The organism is Pleomorphomonas sp. T1.2MG-36 (assembly GCF_950100655.1).
In the GTDB taxonomy this organism is placed as follows: domain Bacteria; phylum Pseudomonadota; class Alphaproteobacteria; order Rhizobiales; family Pleomorphomonadaceae; genus Pleomorphomonas.
In genome coordinates this window covers 311,156-329,769 of record NZ_CATNLY010000001.1, presented here as the reverse complement: position 1 = coordinate 329,769, position 18,614 = coordinate 311,156, and the positions used below count along the sequence as shown (strand labels likewise).

General features: G+C 64.1%; 15 protein-coding genes and 1 tRNA gene. 9 read left to right on the top strand and 7 right to left on the bottom strand.

Annotation, left to right across the window (positions count from 1 at the left end; translation table 11 throughout):
• Window positions 1-22: 22 nt before the first annotated feature.
• From QQZ18_RS01605 to QQZ18_RS01580, 6 genes are all read left to right on the top strand, one after another.
• Window positions 23-913, top strand: coding sequence for a proline iminopeptidase-family hydrolase (locus QQZ18_RS01605; RefSeq protein WP_284537512.1), 891 nt, complete (start codon window positions 23-25; stop codon window positions 911-913).
• 45 nt (window positions 914-958) lie between these two features.
• Window positions 959-1,897 carry an ABC transporter permease gene (locus QQZ18_RS01600; protein ID WP_284537511.1) on the top strand — a complete coding sequence of 313 codons (939 nt, stop codon included), beginning with the start codon at window positions 959-961 and terminating at the stop codon, window positions 1,895-1,897.
• Complete coding sequence (locus tag QQZ18_RS01595; protein ID WP_284537510.1) at window positions 1,894-2,730, top strand: ABC transporter permease; 837 nt, start codon at window positions 1,894-1,896, stop codon at window positions 2,728-2,730. The genes QQZ18_RS01600 and QQZ18_RS01595 overlap by 4 nt, the downstream gene beginning before the upstream one ends.
• Entirely contained in the window at window positions 2,727-4,439 is a 1,713-nt protein-coding gene (locus tag QQZ18_RS01590) for an ABC transporter ATP-binding protein (protein ID WP_284537509.1), read from the top strand. The genes QQZ18_RS01595 and QQZ18_RS01590 overlap by 4 nt, the downstream gene beginning before the upstream one ends.
• A 22-nt stretch (window positions 4,440-4,461) precedes the next feature.
• Window positions 4,462-5,976: an ABC transporter substrate-binding protein gene (locus QQZ18_RS01585; protein WP_284537508.1), complete on the top strand. Its 1,515-nt coding sequence runs from the start codon at window positions 4,462-4,464 to the stop codon at window positions 5,974-5,976.
• Window positions 5,977-6,156: 180 nt separating this feature from the next.
• Window positions 6,157-7,512, top strand: coding sequence for an esterase-like activity of phytase family protein (locus QQZ18_RS01580; RefSeq protein WP_284537507.1), 1,356 nt, complete (start codon window positions 6,157-6,159; stop codon window positions 7,510-7,512).
• Window positions 7,513-7,584: 72 nt separating this feature from the next.
• Here QQZ18_RS01580 and QQZ18_RS01575 read toward each other — a convergent pair whose 3' ends face one another.
• From QQZ18_RS01575 to rpsF, 5 genes are all read right to left on the bottom strand, one after another.
• The gene (locus tag QQZ18_RS01575; RefSeq protein WP_284537506.1) at window positions 7,585-9,072 is read right to left on the bottom strand and encodes a replicative DNA helicase; all 1,488 of its coding nucleotides are present in this window, start codon (window positions 9,070-9,072) and stop codon (window positions 7,585-7,587) included.
• Window positions 9,073-9,318: 246 nt separating this feature from the next.
• On the bottom strand, window positions 9,319-9,882 hold the full coding sequence (gene rplI, locus QQZ18_RS01570) for a 50S ribosomal protein L9 (protein WP_284537505.1): 564 nt from the start codon (window positions 9,880-9,882) through the stop codon (window positions 9,319-9,321).
• A gap of 57 nt (window positions 9,883-9,939) precedes the next feature.
• Window positions 9,940-10,881 (bottom strand): hypothetical protein, encoded by a 942-nt coding sequence (locus QQZ18_RS01565; RefSeq protein ID WP_284537504.1) that lies wholly within the window; start codon window positions 10,879-10,881, stop codon window positions 9,940-9,942.
• Between the two features lie 176 nt (window positions 10,882-11,057).
• The gene (gene rpsR / locus QQZ18_RS01560; protein WP_084632951.1) at window positions 11,058-11,306 is read right to left on the bottom strand and encodes a 30S ribosomal protein S18; all 249 of its coding nucleotides are present in this window, start codon (window positions 11,304-11,306) and stop codon (window positions 11,058-11,060) included.
• A 2-nt stretch (window positions 11,307-11,308) separates the two neighbouring features.
• Entirely contained in the window at window positions 11,309-11,755 is a 447-nt protein-coding gene (gene rpsF / locus QQZ18_RS01555) for a 30S ribosomal protein S6 (protein WP_101287919.1), read from the bottom strand.
• Window positions 11,756-12,119: 364 nt separating this feature from the next.
• Here rpsF and QQZ18_RS01550 point away from each other — a divergent pair, with 364 nt between their 5' ends.
• Window positions 12,120-12,656 (top strand): isochorismatase family protein, encoded by a 537-nt coding sequence (locus QQZ18_RS01550; protein ID WP_284537503.1) that lies wholly within the window; start codon window positions 12,120-12,122, stop codon window positions 12,654-12,656.
• Between the two features lie 272 nt (window positions 12,657-12,928).
• Here QQZ18_RS01550 and QQZ18_RS01545 read toward each other — a convergent pair.
• Window positions 12,929-13,005 (bottom strand) — tRNA-Asp (locus QQZ18_RS01545).
• 696 nt (window positions 13,006-13,701) lie between these two features.
• On the opposite strand from QQZ18_RS01545, the gene QQZ18_RS01540 reads away from it, so the two are divergent.
• On the top strand, window positions 13,702-15,462 hold the full coding sequence (locus QQZ18_RS01540) for a hypothetical protein (protein ID WP_284537502.1): 1,761 nt from the start codon (window positions 13,702-13,704) through the stop codon (window positions 15,460-15,462).
• 24 nt (window positions 15,463-15,486) lie between these two features.
• Here the strand turns inward: QQZ18_RS01540 and QQZ18_RS01535 are convergent, their stop codons facing one another.
• Window positions 15,487-17,499: a lytic transglycosylase domain-containing protein gene (locus QQZ18_RS01535; RefSeq protein WP_284537501.1), complete on the bottom strand. Its 2,013-nt coding sequence runs from the start codon at window positions 17,497-17,499 to the stop codon at window positions 15,487-15,489.
• Between the two features lie 229 nt (window positions 17,500-17,728).
• On the opposite strand from QQZ18_RS01535, the gene dapA reads away from it, so the two are divergent.
• Window positions 17,729-18,604 carry a 4-hydroxy-tetrahydrodipicolinate synthase gene (dapA, locus tag QQZ18_RS01530; protein WP_284537500.1) on the top strand — a complete coding sequence of 292 codons (876 nt, stop codon included), beginning with the start codon at window positions 17,729-17,731 and terminating at the stop codon, window positions 18,602-18,604.
• Window positions 18,605-18,614: the final 10 nt, after the last annotated feature.

The following is an 18,614-nucleotide window of genomic DNA, read 5'->3' as shown; positions in this document are numbered from 1 at the left end:
AATCGGATCGCGGAGATCGACCATGTGGCGGGAAATCGCCCCGGATGCCAAGCATGTGGTGAAGGTGGATGGCCACGACGTCGTCGCCTATGAGTTCGGCACCGGCGACGAGGTGGTTTTTCTCGCCAACGGCGGCCCGGGCCTTCCCTGCGACTACCTCCGCGACGCCCACTCGTGTTTGATCGATCACGGCTTTCGGGTCGTCGCCTTCGATCAGCTCGGCACCGGTGCATCCGACCGGCCCACCGATCCCGGCCTTTGGACGATCGGCCGCTATGTCGAGGAAACCGAGACGGTGCGCAAGGCGCTCGGCCTCGGCAAGGTGCATTTCCTCGGCCACTCATGGGGTGGCTGGCTGGCCATCGATTATGCGCTGACCTATCCGGATGCGCTCAAGACGCTGATCCTCGAGGACACCGTCGCCGACATGCCGCACCTCATCACCGAGCTCGAACGCCTGCGCGGCGCGCTCGGCTCCGAGACGGTGGCGATGATGCAGGCGCACGAGGCAGCCGGAACCATCGATCATCCCGAGTATATGGCGGCGATCACGCTGCTCAACTATCGCCACGTCTGTCGCCTGAAGGACTGGCCGGCGCCCGTCACGCGGTCGCTATCGGACTGGAACATGGGGCCATACGGCACCATGCAAGGTCCCAACGAGTTCCTCTACACCGGCAACCTCAAGGACTGGAATCGCGTTCCCGACCTCTGCAAGATCACGGCGCCGACGCTGATCACCTGCGGCGAGCATGACGAGCTGACCCCGGCCTGTGCGCTTCGCATGAAGCTGCATCTGCCCGATGCCGACCTCAAGGTGTTCGCCAACTCCAGCCATATGCCGTTCTACGAGAACCCGGGGGATTACTATCCGGCGCTCCTTGCTTTCCTCGGGAAACACAGCCAGCGATGACGCCTGTCCCGCCAATGACACTCATTCCCCAGTCCGGAAGCCGCAATGCACCGGTATAAGTTCGTCCTCTATCGCCCCTTGCAGTTCCTGCCGGTGCTGTTCGGCATCAGCGTCATCACCTTCGTCCTGGTGCGTCTCATCCCAGGCGATCCGGCGCGCGTGCTGCTCGGCACCAAGTCGACGCCGACGGCCATCGCGGCCATTCGTGCCCAGTACGGGCTCGATCAGCCGATCTGGCTGCAATACTTCTACTTTCTCCAGAACCTCGCCCACGGCGAGATGGGCAAGTCGATCTTGTACAAGATCGACGTCCTGAGGCTGATCACGACGCGCATCGAGCCGACGCTGGCGCTGGTGCTTTCGGCGGTGCTGCTGTCGCTGATCATCGCCGTGCCGCTCGCCTCGCTGGCGGCGCGATCGAACGGTGGGCCGGCCGACCACATCGTGCGCTTCATTTCGACGTTTGGCATCGGATTCCCGCCGTTCTGGCTGGCGCTGATGCTGATCATCTTCTTCTCGGTGCGGCTCGACCTCTTCCCGGTCTCCGGCTACGGCGAGAATCTTGCCGACAAGCTCTATCATCTGATCCTGCCATCGCTGACCATCGCGCTGTCGCTGTCGACCGTGCTGATCCGTTCCCTTCGGACGGCGATGATCGCCGAGCTGAAGGGCGACCTCGCCACGGCGGCACGGGCGCGCGGCATGCCGGAGAGCATCGTCTTCTGGCGACATGTCGTGCCCAACTCGCTGGTGCCGACAGTCAATCTCTTGGCCGTCAACATCGGCTGGCTGATCGGCGGCACCGTCGTCGTCGAAAGCGTGTTCGCGCTGCCGGGCATGGGCCAACTGCTCGTCCGCGCCATCTTCTCGCGCGACTACATGGTGGTGCAGGGCGTTGCCATGGTGTTCGCCTGCGCCACGGTGCTGGTGAACTTCATCGCCGACATCGTCACCGTCGCCATCGACCCGAGGGTGAAGCAATGACCGCCGCGTTCGCTCCGGCCTGGAAGGCGGTCCGCCAGCGGCCCACACTGCTGGCCGGCCTGATCCTGCTCGCCCTGTTCGTCGTCATCGCACTGCTGGCGCCGATCGTCGCACCCTACGATCCGATCCTGCAAAATGGCGACCTGCGTCTCCAGGCGCCATCCTGGGCGCATCCGTTCGGTACCGACAACTTCGGCCGCGATATCTTCTCCCGCGTCATCTGGGGCACGCGCGTCGACTTGCAGATCGCGGTGATCGGTGTCCTCTTTCCCTTTCTGATCGGGACGACGGTCGGCACGATCGCCGGTTATCTCGGCGGCAAGGTCGACATCGTCTTCATGCGCATCATCGACATCATCCTCGCCTTTCCCTTCCTGGTGCTGATGCTGTCCATCATCGCCATTCTTGGGCCGGGGCTTCAGAGCTTCTACATCGCCATGGCACTGGTCGGCTGGGTGTCCTACGCCCGGCTGATCCGGGCGCAGATGCTGGTCTTGAAGACGGTCGACTACGCCACGGCGGCGCTCAGTCTCGGCTTCTCAGGGCCGCGCATCATGTTCCGCCACCTCTTGCCCAACGCCATTGCCGGTTCGGTGGTGTTCTCGATGTCCGACTGCGTGCTGGTGCTGCTGTCCGGCGCGGCCATCAGTTACCTCGGCCTTGGTGTGCAACCGCCGATCGCCGAGTGGGGCGTGATGGTGGCGGAAGGGCAGAGCTTCATCACCACGGCCTGGTGGATCACACTGTTTCCGGGGCTCTCCATCGTGACGCTGGCCTTCGGCTTCTCTCTGACCGGCGATGGTCTTGGCGATCTCCTGGGGGTACGCGAATGAGCGAGACGCTGCTCTCCGTCCGCGACCTCAGCGTCGTCTTCTCCGGCGAGGATGGTCCGCGCACGCTGATCGACACCGTGTCCTTCGACCTCGGCAAGGGCGAGATCCTCGGCCTCGTCGGCGAAAGCGGCTCGGGCAAGAGCTTGACCTGTCGGTCGCTGGTGCGGCTGATGCCGTCGCCCAAGCTGGCGATCACCTCTGGCTCGGTGACGCTCGACGGCCGCGATCTTACCAAGGCGTCGGAAGCCGAGATCCGCGCGGTGCGTGGCCGCGACATCGGCATGATCTTCCAGAATCCGACCAGCCATCTCGATCCGCTGATGCGCATCGGCGACCAGATCGCCGAGGGCATCCGCGTCCATCGCGGCGTCGACGGCAAGGAGGCGAGGGCGGCGGCGCTGGAGATCCTGGAACAGGTGGGGTTTCCGCACCCGACCCGGCAGTACAATGGCTATCCGCACGAGTTCTCTGGCGGCATGCGCCAAAGAGCGATGATCGGCGTGGCGCTATCCTGCGATCCGCGCATCCTGATCGCCGACGAGCCGACTACGGCGCTCGACGTCACCATCCAGGCGCAGATCCTGAAGCTGCTGATGGACCTCCGGGAAAGCCGAGGCCTGTCGGTGATCATGATCACCCACGACCTTGGCATCGTCGCCCAGACCTGCGACCGCATCGCCGTGCTCCGGCAAGGGCGGCTGCTGGAGACCGGCGACAAGCGCGATGTGCTGGGTCGGCCGCAGCATCCCTACACCCAAAACCTGATCGCCTCTCATCCGTCGATGCCGGCAAGGCAGGCAGCGCCCATCGTCGTCCAAGATCATGCCGCCTCCAAGGCGCGGCCGCTCGTCGAGATCGACGATCTTCATGTCCGCTTTCCGGTCACCGGTCGAGCCCTGTTCGCCGGTGGTCCGCGTGAGTTTTCGGCCGTGAAGGGCGTCAGCCTGCAGGTGATGCCCGGTGAGACGGTGGGCATCGTCGGCGAGAGCGGTTCCGGCAAGTCGACGCTGGCGCGAGCGCTGCTCGGCCTGACGCCGATTTCCGACGGACACGTCGCCTTCGATGGGGCCGACATCGTCACCGAGCGGGCAAAGGCGCTGAGGAAGCTACGCCGCGAGACGGCCATGGTGTTCCAGGACCCCTACAACGCGCTCAATCCGCGTCTCACCATCGGCGCCATGTTGGCCGAAGTGCTGGCCGTGCAGGAAAGCGTGCCGAAGGAGCGGATACCCGAACGCATCGGCGAACTGCTCGATCTCGTCGGCCTGGAGCGTGAGTTCGCGCACCGTAAGCCGCTGTCGATGAGCGGCGGCCAGTGCCAGCGCGCCGGTATCGCGCGGGCTCTGGCGGTCAATCCCAAGCTGATCGTTGCCGACGAGTGCGTCGCGGCGCTCGACGTCACCATCCAGGCGCAGATCGTCGACCTCTTCCGCGATCTCAAGCGGCAACTCAATCTGACGCTGCTGTTCATCGCCCATGATCTCGCCATCGTCCGCAGCCTCTGCGAACGGGTGGTGGTGATGTACCACGGCGAGATCGTCGAAGAGGGGCCGACCGACAAGGTTTTCGCCGCGCCGCGAGAGGCCTACACGCGGGCGCTGATCGGCGCCATTCCGGATATCGATCCGGACAAGCCGCTCTTGTCTCCAAGGGCTGGGGACGCTTTGGCCGAAGGAACGTCCGGACTGATCACGGACGAAGCATCATAAGATAACCAGAAGGGAACTCGACATGACCGCAAAGTGGACCAAACTCAGCGTGGCGACCGTTCTCGCCACACTTATTTTCGGGGCTTCGATCGCCGAGGCTGCCGGCGTCCTCACCATTGGCCGCCGCGAGGACGGCACGACCTTCGACCCGATCAAGACCGCTCAGAACGTCGACAACTGGGTGTTCTCCAACGTGTTCGACGTGCTGGTCCGCGTCGACAAGACCGGTACCAAGCTGATCCCCGGCCTTGCCGAAAGCTGGACCATTTCCGACGACGGCCTGACCTATACCTTCAAGCTGCGCGACGCCAAGTTCTCCAACGGCGACCCGGTGACGGCGGATGACGCCGCTTTCTCGATCCTGCGCATCCGCGACAACCCCGGCTCACTGTGGGCCGACAGCTACAAGATCGTCGATACGGCCACGGCCGCTGATCCGAAGACGCTGGTCGTCAAGCTGACCGGACCGTCGGCGCCCTTCCTGTCGTCGCTGGCCCTGCCCAACGTGTCGGTGCTGCCGAAGAAGGCGCTCGAGGAAATGGGTGAAGAAGCCTTCGGCGAGACGCCGATCGGCTCGGGCGCCTTTGCCGTCAAGGAGTGGCGGCGCGGCGATCGCGTCATCCTGGTCAAGAACCCGGAATACTGGGACGCCGCCAATGTCAGCCTCGATGGCGTCGAGTGGATCTCCATTCCCGACGACAACACGCGCATGCTGAAGGTGCAGGCCGGCGAGATCGACACGGCGATCTTCGTGCCGTTCTCCCGCATCGCCGAGCTTCAGAAGGATCCCAACCTCAAGATCCATCTGGACACTTCGACGCGTGAGGATCACCTCCTCATCAACCACGAGCACGGCGCGCTCGCCAAGAAGGAAGTGCGTCAGGCGCTGGATATGGCGATCGACAAGAAGGCGATCGTCGATGCCGTGACCTTCGGTCTCGGCCAGGTGGCCTACTCCTATATTCCGAAGGGTGCCCTCTACCACTACGCCGACAATCTCCAGCGGCCTTACGATCCGGAGAAGGCGAAGGCCATGCTGGCCGACGCCGGCGCGGCCAATCTCAAGCTCAACTATGTGGTCAATGCCGGCGACGAGGTCGACGAGCAGATCGCCGTTCTCCTGCAGCAGCAGCTTGCCAAGGCCGGCGTCACGGTCGATCTCCAGAAGGTCGATCCGAGCCAGAGCTGGAACATGCTGATCGACGGCGACTACGACATATCCGTCATGTACTGGACCAACGACGTGCTCGACCCGGACCAGAAGACCACCTTCGTGCTCGGCCACGACAGCAACATGAACTACATGACCCGCTACAACAATCCGGCGGTCAAGGATCTGGTTGCCGCCGCCCGCGTCGAGATGGATCCCAAGAAGCGCGAGCAGATGTACGTCGATCTCCAGAAGATGGCGAAGGACGACGTCAACTGGGTGGATCTCTACTACAGCCCCTACCGCAACGTGTCTCGCTCGAACATCGAGAACTTCGACCAGAACCCGCTCGGCCGCTTCTTCCTGGAAGAAACCAAGAAGAACTAAGCCTTCTCGGGAGCGCCGCCGAAAGCAGCGGCACCACGATCATCGGCGCCCGGCAACTGCCGGGCGTCTTCGCATTCGAGCGTCGGATGCATCATCGAAGCGTCATGGCGATGTCAATTCACTGACACCTGCACTTCTTACCAAGGTCGGGCTTTCTCCAATCCTTTTCAGGTGAGCCCGATGAAGACTTTGCTCTTGGCGTCCGTCGCCCTTGTGGTTTCCTCCGCTTTCGCCGTCGCCGACGAAACGGCTTTCAAGGCGACGCTGGTGTCCCAGGCCATTCTGCCGGCAAACACCGTCATTTCCGCCCCGGCGGATGCGCCGTCGTTCCTCAAGCAGGCGGGCAAGTTCTCGACGCCGGACCGCAAGCGCGCGACGACGCTCGGCTCTGTGCCCGGCCTCGACGGCGTTCGCAAGACCGGCCTCGGTCTGCCGTTCGACGGCCAGGCCGTGCAAGGATTCTCGGGCATCAAGACCATGGCCGACGGCACGTTCTGGAGCCTCAGCGACAATGGATTCGGCAGCAAGTCCAACTCGTCCGACGCCATGCTGATGCTGCATCACATCAAGCCGGACTGGCAGGCCGGCAAGATCGATCGCCTCGATACGCTGTTCCTGAGCGATCCCGACAAGGTGGCGCCGTTCCCGATCGTCATGGAAGGCGCCGACGCGCGCTATCTCACCGGCGCCGACTTCGACATCGAGTCGATCCAGCCGGTTGGCGACGGCTTCTGGATCGGCGAGGAACTCGGCCCCTATCTTCTCCACGTCACCGCCGAGGGCAAGCTGACCGACGTCATCCCGACGCTCGTCGACGGCAAGCCGGTGCTATCGCCGGACAATCCGACCTTGGCTCTGACGGCCGACCCCACCAAGCCGCTGCCGGCCTTCAATCTCCGCCGTTCCAACGGCTTCGAGGGGCTGGCCCAGTCGAAGGATGGCAGCAAGCTCTATGCGCTGCTTGAGGGGCCGCTCTATCTTGGGGACGGCAAGTTCGAGCAGGCCGACGGTGCGACCGCCACCCGCATCATCGAGTTCGACGTTGCCAAGAAGGCCTGGACCGGCCGCTCCTGGCTCTATCCCTTCTCGGGCGCCGGCACCAACATCGGCGACTTCAACATGGTCGACGAGGGCACGGCGCTAGTGATCGAGCGCGACGGTGGCGCCGGCCTCGCCGACAAGGCGTGTGCCGATCCGGCCAAGCCCGAGCCAACCTGCTTCGACAAGCCGGCCAAGCACAAGCGCATCTACAAGATAGCCTTCGGTGACGACAACGTCGGCAAGGCGGTGCGCAAGGTCGGCTATATCGATCTGTTGAACATTGCCGATCCGGACGGCAAGGCCAGGCAGGGCGCCGTGAACGGTGTCTACACGATGCCCTTCGTCACCATCGAGAACGTCGATGTCGTCGATGCCACGCATATCATTGTCGGCAACGACAACAACCTGCCGTACTCGGCCGGACGCGCCGTGGACAAGGCGGATGACAACGAGTTCGTGTTGCTCGAAGTGGGCGATTTCCTCGCTGCCAAGTAAGTGCATCGACCAAAAAGCGAAGGCCCCGGAGCTTAACGCCGCCGGGGCCTTTGTCATTTCAAGAACCGACCGTCATTCGAAGCGCTCGGGCAGATAGTCGTCCTTGGCAAGATCGGAGAAGCGGGTGACCGAAGCGTCGAAGGCGAGCTGCACGGTACCCGTGGGGCCGTGGCGCTGCTTGCCGATGATCACCTCGGCCTTGCCGGTGACGCGGTCCATCTCGGTCTGCCACTTGAAGAAGTCCTCGGTGCCTTCCTTGGGCATGCGCGATTGCAGGTAATACTCGTCGCGGTAGATGAACATCACCACGTCGGCGTCCTGTTCGATCGAGCCGGATTCGCGCAAGTCGGAAAGCTGGGGCCGCTTGTCGTCGCGGCTTTCCACCTGACGCGACAGCTGCGACAGGGCGATGATCGGCACTGCCAGTTCCTTGGCCAGCGCCTTGAGACCGGTGGTGATCTCGGTGATTTCCTGAACGCGGCCGCCTTGGGCGGACTTCGAGGAGCCAGATAGCAGTTGCAGGTAGTCGACGATGACCACGTCGAGGCCGCGCTGGCGTTTCAGGCGCCGGGCACGCGCTGCGAGCTGGGCAATGGAGATGCCGCCGGTGTGGTCGATGTAGAGCGGCAGCGTCTGCATGCGCTGGGCGACGGCGGCCAGCTTGGCGAACTGATTCTCGTCGATGTTGCCGCGGCGGATGTCGGACGACGACACTTCCGACTGCTCGGCAAGGATACGCGTCGCCAGCTGCTCGGACGACATTTCAAGGCTGAAGAAGCCGACGATACCGCCGTTGACGGTCTTCAGCGAGCCATCCGGCTGCTCGGCCGCCTCGTAGGCATTGGCGACGTTGAAGGCGATGTTGGTGACCAGCGACGTCTTGCCCATGGCGGGACGCGCGGCAAGGATGATCAGGTCTGACCGCTGCAAACCGCCCATGGTCCGATCGAGATCGGCAAGACCGGTAGCGATGCCCGACAGATGCCCGTCGCGCTGGTAGGCGGCGGCGGCCATGTCGATCGCCTCGCGCAGCGCGTCGGAGAAGGTATGGAATCCGCCCTCGTAGCGGCCGCTCTCGGCGATGCCGAACAGCCGCCGCTCGGCATCCTCGATCTGGGCGCGCGGCGGCATGTCGATCGGCGCGTCATAGGCGATGTTGACCATGTCCTCGCCGATGCGGATCAGGTCGCGGCGGACGGCGAGGTCGTGGATGATGCGGCCGTAGTCCTCGGCGTTGATGATGGTGGTCGCCTCGGAGGCGAGCCGCAGCAGATACTGCGTCACCGGCATCTCGGCGATCTGATAATCGGCGGGATAGAAGGTTTTCAGGGTGATCGGCGAGGCGACCTTGCCGCCGCGAATGAGCTGGCCGATCTTCTCGTAGATCGCCTTGTGCTGCTCGATGAAGAAATGCGGCGGCTCGAGGAAGTCGGAGACGCGGAAGAACGTCTCGTTGTTCATCAGCATGGCACCCAGCAACTGCCGCTCCGCCTCGACATTGTGCGGCGCGCTGCGGGTGAGCGCGGTAGTCTGATCTTCGACACGGCGGACGGTTGACATGGGACGAACGTGTTCCTGCTGACGGATGAAGGAGGGACAGTATCAAGCCTCGCCCTGCCGGGATGCGGCAGTTGTCATCGGTTCCCGTAATTCACACGGGAATCGAATTTGCGATGATACCCATTGACTCTCGTCTCGCGGCAACGCTGAACGAAAGAATCGTCATGCCATTGTTTCGACAACAAAAACCCCGGGATGCGAATCCCGGGGCTTGTTGGCTTTCGCAGACTCAGAACCGAAGTCGGCTCAGAGTTCCTCGCGGTCCATGCCCTCGTCGTCGAGCACCGAGCCGACTTCGCGCACGAAGGTGTCCTCGCGGGCGCCAGCGGTGACATCTTCACCCTTGGCCTGGCGCAGGGCCTCTTCCTCGGAGCGGGCGATGTTGAGGGTGATGGTGGCGCGAACGTCGGCGTGCAGGACGATCTCGACGCTGTGGACGCCGAGGTTCTTGATCGGCGTGTTGATGTCCACCTGCGAGCGGGTGACGGTCTCACCGGCGGCGGCCAGGATGTCGACGATGTCGCGGGCGGCGACGGAACCGTAGAGCTGGCCGGTCTCGGCAGCCTGGCGGACCACGACGAAGGAGCGCTGGTCGAGGCCGACCTTGACCTGCTCGGCAGAGGACTTGCGCTCGGCGTTGCGGACCTCGAGAGCGGCGCGCTCGCGGTCGAAGCGGGCCTGGTTTTCCTTGGTGGCGCGCAGCGCCTTGCCCTGCGGCAGCAGGTAGTTGCGGGCGAAGCCGTCGCGGACCCTGATGGTCTCGCCGAGGGTGCCGTGCTTGCCGATGCGCTCGAGAAGGATGACCTTCATTTTGTTTACTCCGTTCTGTTTGTTGCGGCGTCGCCGCCGTTGTGCGGATCGAGGCCGTCAGGCACCCGGTCGTTTGCCAAGTCGCTTGGCCCTGAGGCCAAGCGGACCGTCGAGAATGCCGGCGATGGCCAGCGGAATGAGAGGAATGGAGAGCACGAACGTGGCGCCGTAGGTGACGCCAAGAATGAGTGGGGCCGTCGGGTTCCCGCGCATGAAAACGTGGAGAACGGCGAAGCCGACCATCGCGAAGCCCATGCCGGCAGCCCCTGCGACGACGCCGGCAACGAGGCCGAGCGGACCATCGAGACCGGCAAGCAGGGCAGCGGCCACGAACACGCCCGCCATCCACATCGGCAGCGACAGCGTCTCGGCTATGGAGTCCTCGCCGCGCTTCATGCGCCCCGAAAGACGTACGACGCGGCCACCCAGCCACAGATTGATAGCGGTCAGGACCAGCCAGAACATGCCAAGCGCAAAGGGCATCAGGCGCATGTAGAGAAGCAGAGCCGGCAGCAGGTCTTCTCGGGTCGGCGCGCCGAGTTCACCCGAAGCCTGGCCCATGGCTACCAGCATGTCGGCAACATCGCCAGCGGTCGCTTCGATATCGAAGCCGATCACCATGCCGACACCGACGATGGTCGCGGCAGTGATCAGCACCATGGCGGTGAAGACGCGACCGAGAGGATACCACTCGAAACTCCGCCCCTCGGCATCGAGCGGCCGGCCTAGGCCGACGAGATAGGCATAGAAGGCCATCGGGCCGGCGACGACCAGTGCGTGCAGCAGAGCGGCCTTCCAGGACACGAAAGCCCAAAGGCCGACAAGGCCGGCGAGCACGGCGGCGATGCCGGCGAACGTGCCCCAACCGATGGTGACGATGGCGATGGGAAGCGCGGACATGAAGAACAGCGGCGTGCCAAGGGCACCGCCACTTGTGACGGCCGCGAAAAGCAGAGCGGAGGCGGCACCAGCTGCGATGCCGAGAAGAGGTCCGTTCACTTTGGTCTCGCTGTCCCGCGCGATCGCTGAAGAACGATCGATGCTGTGATCGACGGCCGGTGCCGCCGGGCGGTTAGGGGTGCCGAGCCGAACGGCCGCATCCCAACTTTGCAGGAACGGCGCCACGATCGTGACCGCGACGCCGGATGTCTCAATGCGCCGTCAGGCGCCCGTCATCACTTGATGATGAACGGCAGCAGGCCGAGGATACGGGCGCGCTTGATCGCCTGGGCGAGTTCGCGCTGCTTCTTGGCCGATACCGCAGTGATGCGGGAAGGAACGATCTTGCCACGCTCGGAGATGTAGCGCTGCAGCAGACGCACGTCCTTGTAGTCGATCTTCGGGGCGTTGGCACCGGAGAACGGGCAGGTCTTCCGGCGACGGAAGAACGGACGACGGGCGGCCGGGAGGGAGGTGATTTCCATGATTATTCCATATCCCCAGCTTCGGTTTCACGACGGGGGGCACGGTCGCGGCGCGGGCCACGATCGCCACCGCGGAAGCCACCACGGTCGCCACGGCCAGCCGGCGCGCCATCGCGCTCGTCACGGTCGCGCTTCTGGAGCATGGCCGACGGGCCTTCTTCCAGCTCGTCGACGCGAATGGTCATCGTGCGGAGGATGTCTTCGCTGAGGCTCTCCTGGCGCTCCATCTCGGCGACGGCCGCGTGCGGCGCATCGAGATTGAACAGGACGTAGTGAGCCTTGCGGTTTTTCTTGACGCGGTAGGCGAGGGCGCGCAGGCCCCAGTTCTCCACCTTCTTCACCGCGCCGCCATTGCTTTCAATGACGGCCTTATACTGGTCAGCGATCGCTTCCACCTGCTGGGCGGAAACGTCCTGGCGGACCAGGAACACGTGCTCGTAGAGCGCCATGTCGGTACAGCCTTTCTCGGTTCATTGACCACCCGGCGCCAAGCCTCTGCGAACCCTCCGAAAGGCTCCACAGATACGAGATCGAGAGCGGAGACACGGGAAGACGATCCTTGTTCGAGGATCAGAGACCTTGCCTTGCGACGCGGTCACCTTCCGTTCAGCCCCCAGCCGGGTACCGTCCATCTTGAACGATGGCGCGCTCATTACAGGAAACACGCCGGTGCGGCAAGCAAAATCGGCCCGCGGCGGCGCTTGGGCCGCCCTTCCGGCGATTGTTGCACGGCACAGGGATTTGCCCGGATGGTCAAGGCCGTCCGGCCATGCTTGGCTGAACTCCTTGGGGTGAAACGGCGAGGAGGCCGACATGGACGTGATGCTCGTCGTCGATATGCAGGTCGGCCTTAGGGAAGGCGCTCCGAAGTACGATCTCCTCGGTGTCGTCGGTCGCATCAATGCCCTTGGTGGTGCCATTCGGAAGCGGGGCGGCCGGGTGTTGTTCATCCAGCACTGCGGCGACAAGGGAGACCGGTTCGAGCTGGGCACGCCCGGTTGGCGGTTTCTGCCGGAGTTGCGACGAGCGCCCGAGGATATTGTGGTCGCCAAGACGCTCAACGATCCGTTCCATGACAGTCCGCTATCCGAGATCCTCGGCGATCTTGGCGCCGAGCGGCTGTTCGTCACCGGCTGGGCAACCGACTTTTGCGTCGACGCCACCGTACGGCAGGCCGTCACCCTCGGCCGGTCTGTGGTTCCCGTCGCCGACGCTCATACAGTGTCCGATCGGCCGCATCTGACGGCCCGGGCCATCATCGAGCATCATAACTGGGTCTGGGGCGGATTGATCGCACCCGGCGGCGTCGAAGTGTTGCCGACGCATGCCATCCTGAACGGCGAAGGATGATCTTCGCCCAGGACGCATTCGCCAATGCGGTTTGGGTGCGCGGACCGCTTTACCGGACGGAGTTCAGGCTCTGACCCTCTACCGCTCGGCTGGGCAACCTTGTTTCCGACGGGGTGGAATTGGGTTACCCGGCATGCCGCGAACCGCCGACGAGATGGAACCGAGGCTCAACACGTCAGGCGCAGAGAGGCTCAGAGCCTTCAGCCGTGACCTGAAGCCAAAAATGAAGAACATCGCCCAAGGCGATGACTTCTATATCTATTTTGTGAAAATGGCGGGAGTGACGGGGCTCGAACCCGCGACCTCCGGCGTGACAGGCCGGCACTCTAACCAACTGAGCTACACCCCCGCTGGGCCGTATCGTTCCGCTCGCTGTCTTGTCGGCAGCGCCGCGTTCCGTGTTGGTGAGCGGTGAATTAGGGGATGCCTCCGGGGAAGTCAAGCGACCTTTTCCGACTTTTTGTCGGACGGGCGCGGCGTGTATGAAAAATTGGCGGAATCCTCCTGAATTCCCTCGCATATTTCCTTCAACATGTCGCTGTGGGAACGGCCATTTCGGAGCGAAGGACGAGGCCGGCGAGACTTTGCCGGCGAATCCGGATTTGAAGTCTCGCCCCCCAAGGCAAACGAGTGCCTCGTGGCCCTGCACCGTGGATGAAAAGCGTTCGATCGACGATAGGCCTCGTCGGTGGCGGTTCGCGGATCGTCGGCGCCGGATGGCATATGGTGCCTCTTTCAAGCGCGGCGCTTTGTTGCCCTATCCGGAAGCAGACGATCGGTCGCTTCATCGAAGCCGGCAGCAAGGGTGCATTCAACCTGACAAAAGGCTCGATAAACTGCCGCTTACTTAGCAATGTGTGTCATTTTCGCCGATCCGCAACACAACTCGCTATGCCGCAACGATGTCGCGGGTTGTGAATCGATTCTGCTGGCTTGACCGTTTTCAGGCGGAACGATTTCGTCGCCTTGCCGTGGGGCGATGGGACACAGGGATTTCCATCGACGGGACGGTCCAACAGAGTCGGCTCGTGCCGGTCTGGGAGAAATGATGATAGCGCGTCTTGTGAAAGTTCTCATGCTGTCGGCCGCGGTCCTGGCGGGCGGGCCACTCGCTGTCACGGAGGGGGCACGGGCCTTTGCCGCCGCGCAGAATGCCCCGGTCAGGCTCACCGCGGCGCAAATGCTAGGCCGACAACAGGTTGCCGTCACGGTCATTGCCAAGAGCTACACTGCCTTGCCCAAGGAAGCGCGCGGCAGGTCGGCACCGTTTCTGAAGGGCTTGATCGATGTCGCCAACGCCTATCGGGACGTCGCCGCGGCCAGCAGGGCGCACGACAACCGCAAAATGGGGGCTGCGCTGCCCAAGGTCTCGACCTCGCTCGCCAAGCTCAACAGCGCCTATCAGCTGTCGGGGATTCGTGATCCTAAAATCGCCAGTTCCCTGAAGTCCCTCAACGGACTCTGGAAAACCTATCTCAAGGCCGTCAATGTCGGCACGCCACACTGGTCGCAAAAGCAAGCCACGGCCAGTGCGCGCAAGATCAGCCGCATGCGCCGCGAGTTGATGGCGCGTAGCGTAAGCCAGAGAGGCGATCGCCGGGCGGCAGCGCAAGCGGCGGCGCAACGAGCCCACCTTCTGGCCCTTCTGAGAGAGGCCGACGCAGCCAGCCGTCAGGCCGACCAGCTATGGTATGCGTCCATGCTGATGGCCGAGATATACGGCTATTACGCCGGCGCTTACGAGTACTACTCGGCCTACGAACCTGCGTATGCCGTCGACTACCGGGAATCCTGGCAGACAATTTCAACCGAGACGCAATATTTCTATCGGGAATCGGTGACCTATTACGAAGAGTATACCTGGACGTCCTACGAGCAGACGGTCGAGGTTTCCGAGAGCTACGAATTCGGTCTGAGCGAGACGGAGTTCACCGCTGCCGAAACGACGGTGGAGACCTCGGGCGCCAGCGTCAGCGAAGTCGAAGGCCTCTATCAGTCCTCCGAGGAGCGGCAGACCCTCGATAGCGTCGAGACCCAGATCGACACGGAAGAGGCGACCGCCGCCGAGCCGGCCCAACCGGACGCGGCCGTGCCGGATGCCCAAGACGATCAACCCGCCAACACTGAAGAGGCGCCGCCCCAGCCCGATGAAGGCGCCGTCGATCAGCGGGATGATGCTGCCGGAGCTCAAACCGACGAACCCACTCCTGACGGGGACGTCTGCGCGGGCGAGAACCCGCCTGAGAGTTGCGCCGGAGCTGTCGACAATGGCGATGGGCAAGATGCGGTAGCGCCCGGCGACCAGGACGGACAGGCTCCGGATGAGGCGGCTCCCGAAGATCAGAATCAGGACCAAGTGGCGCCTGACGATGGCGGCGCTACGGACGACGGCGCGGCAGACGACGGTAGCGCCACGCAAGATGATGGTGGCGCAGTACAGGACAATGGCGCGGTACAAGACGATGGTGCCGCGCAAGACGACGGCGCCGCGGTCCAAGATGATGGCGGCGCAGTGCAGGACGATAGCGCCGGTCAATCGGACGAAGGCGGCGACGTCTGCGCCGGTGACAACCCGCCAGCGGATTGTTTTTCCAACGACGAGGGTGCCACGGGCGACGAGGGCGCGTCCGGCCAGGACAGCGGCGGAGACGATCAGTCCTACGACGAACCTGCCGGAGATGACTCCGCCGCGCAGGACGACTCCGGCGGCGGAGAGGACTATTCGGGCGGGGACGACTCCGGCAGCGTTGACGATTCGTCGGGTGGAGACGATTCGGGTGGTGGCGAAAGCTCCGACGAAGAATAGGTCTCGTTCTGGCTTCGGCGCGGCTCAACTGCCGCGCCGAAGATCCTCGGAGATGGCGAGACGGGCTCCGTCAAGGCGCTCGCGATAGACCTGGATATTCTCCAGCACGCGCTGCACGTAGTTGCGCGTCTCCCCATAGGGAATGCTCTCGATCCAGTCGACCGGATCGACACCTGGGTTGCGCGGATCCCCGAAGCGCCGCACCCACTCCCGGACGCGGCTTTTGCCGGCGTTGTAGGCGGCAAAGGTCAGGATGTAGGAGCCGCCGAACTCGTCGAGCAGCTCGCGCAGATGGGCAGCGCCCAGCGTGGCGTTGTAGCCGGGATCGCTGGTCAGGCGATCCTTGGAGTATTTGACGCCGATCGCCTTGGCCGTATTGGCGGCCGTCGACGGAATCAGCTGCAGAAGACCGAGTGCGCCGGCTGACGAACGAGCGCGAGGATCGAAGGCGCTTTCCTGGCGGGCGATGCCGTAGACCATCGCCGTTTCCACGAGCTTCTGATGGCGGGCGCTTTCGGGGATGGCGTCGAGCGGGAAGGCGAGCCGTTCCGCCCCAAGGCCGCGGTCGGCGGCGAGCTTGCCGATCTGAAGGGCAAGGCGATGGTCGCCCTGGCTTTCGGCAAAGCTAGCGAGCAGTGCGACCTGTCCGCCCGTGGGCAGCGTCTTGGCCAGTTCGAGATAGAGCAGGTTGGCGTCGCTCTCCCGGCCGGTCCTGAGCAGTTGCACCAGGACGCGGGCCAGCTCGGTGCGCGCGAATGCGGCGCGATCGGCCTCGGTCGGCTTGGGCGCCGGCGGCAGGCCGAGGTTGGAAAGGCCGAGCTTCACGCGCGATAGCTGGCCGTAGAAGGTGAACTCGTCGGCCGCCGCGCGACCGTAGCGCTCCCGCGCGTTGCCCGTGCGTCCCGCTGCCTCCTCGGCGCGCGCCATCCAGTAGTTGGCGCGGGCGCGGGAAATCGGCTTTTGCGACACCTTTTCCAGTTGGCCGAAGTGCTTCAGTGCCGATTGCGGATCCTTGAGGAAGCGCAGGGCGTACCAGCCGGCATGGAAGTAGGCTTCCTGCAGCGTCGTCTCACCGCCCCCCGCGTGGTTGGCTACCACCTTGTAGGCAAGGCGATGGTTGTTCTGTTCCATGAGGTCGCGGGAAACGATGCGGCGCTCCACCCACCACTCGTCGCCGTGCAGCGCGGTGGCCTTGGCATCGACCGAGAGAATGGCCTTGGCCGCTTGATCCGGCCGATCGGCGCGGCGATGCCACTCAGCCAGCGTGAAGGCGTAGAGCGGGTCCTTGCGGGCCGCCTTTGGCACGGCATCGAGCTTGCGGCCGGCATCGGCTCCACCGCGCAGCACGGCGGTGCGCGCGGTGGCGAGGTCGGCGAAGCCGTTCGGCAGGTAGGGCGTCAGCGCGGCCGCCTGGGTGACGCGATCGGCATACATCAGCATGTCGTAGCGCGCCTTGTGCTGGGCGCGCGTCAGCACCTTGCCGAACTCGGCGATCACCGCCTTGTCTTCGGCGGGCGACAGGCGCTCACGCGCCCACCAGGCGCCGAGCAGGGCCGAGGCGTCGGAATTGCGACCGGCGGCGATCAAGGCGCGGGCGAGCGATTTCGTTCCCTTGTCGGAGATCGGGGCCGAGCCGGCATAAGCGGCGATCTCGTCGGCCGGCGAGAGATTCATGTCCGACAGCGCCTGCTCGGCACGGCGGCGCATCAGCTCCACCGACGGCCAGTCGGGCCGACGGCGGGCGAAGTCGGTGATGCTGGCCGGCGTCAGGCCCTCGACACCTCGCCGAATGGCCATCCATGTCACGATGTCACGATCGATCACGGGCAGGTTGGCCGCAATCGAGAGGGCGCCGGAAAGGTTCTTGGAATCAAGTGCGTTGAGGGCCGAGCGCAGGCCGTCGATGTTGCTTTGCGACACGTTCGGCAGAGCGCCCGTAATGTCGGCCGAGGGGGCGGCAAGGGCCGGCAACGGCTCCGACAGCAGGGCCGGCAGGGCGATCAGCAGTGCGGCAACGAGCGAAGGCGTCTTGAGCATGGCAACCCTCATCAAGTGAAAATTAACTTCAAGATGTCGCCACTTTGTTGAGGAAACCTTGACGCTGCCGACGGGGAGGGGGTGAAGCCGATTTGTGACACGGCTTTGTGGCAAATTTCCACAAAGGCGGGCGGAGCAGTTGTTCTTCGCCCATCCTCGCCTTATTGTCCGCCGGCTGCGGACCGGGGTGCACTTTCGCACCTTGCCCAGTCCATCATGAAGAGGGATCATGTTCAAGGGATCGATCACCGCGCTCGTCACGCCTTTTCGCGACGGCGCCATCGACTGGAAGGCCTTCGAGGCTTTCGTCGATTGGCAAGTCACGGAAGGTAGTCATGGCCTGGTTCCGGTGGGAACCACGGGCGAAAGCCCGACGCTGAGCCATGACGAGCACAAACGGGTGGTCGAGGCCTGCGTCAAGGTCGCATCGGGGCGCGTGCCGGTGATAGCCGGTGCCGGCTCGAACAACACGGCCGAGGCGATCGATCTCGCCCAGTTTGCCGAAAAGGCCGGGGCGAACGCGCTTCTCGTCGTCACGCCCTACTACAACAAGCCGAACCAGGAGGGCCTTTACCGGCACTTCAAGGCGATCAACGACGCCGTCGGCCTGCCGATCTTCATCTACAACATCCCCGGCCGGTCGGTGATCGACATGTCGGTGGAGACGATGGCCCGACTCAACGAGCTCAGGAACATCGTCGGCGTCAAGGATGCCACGGCGAAAGTCGAGCGCGTGTCCGCGCAGCGGCAGGCGATGGGCCCCGGCTTCATCCAGTTGTCCGGCGAGGACGGCACCGCGCTGGCGTTCATGGCGCACGGCGGCCATGGCTGCATTTCGGTGACGGCCAACATAGCGCCGCGTCTCTGCGCGGAGTTCCAGAACGCCTGTCTGGCGGGCGACTTCGCCAAGGCGCTGTCGATCCAGGACAAGCTCTATCCGCTGCACCATGCGCTGTTCATCGAGCCGAATCCGCAGGGCGCCAAATACGCCTTGTCGCTGATCGGCAAGATGCAGAATGAGCTGCGTCTGCCGCTGGTGCCGGTGGCGCCGTCGACAGAAACGGCGCTGCGCAAGGCGCTCGAGCATGCCGGCCTCTTGAGCTGATGGGCACCAG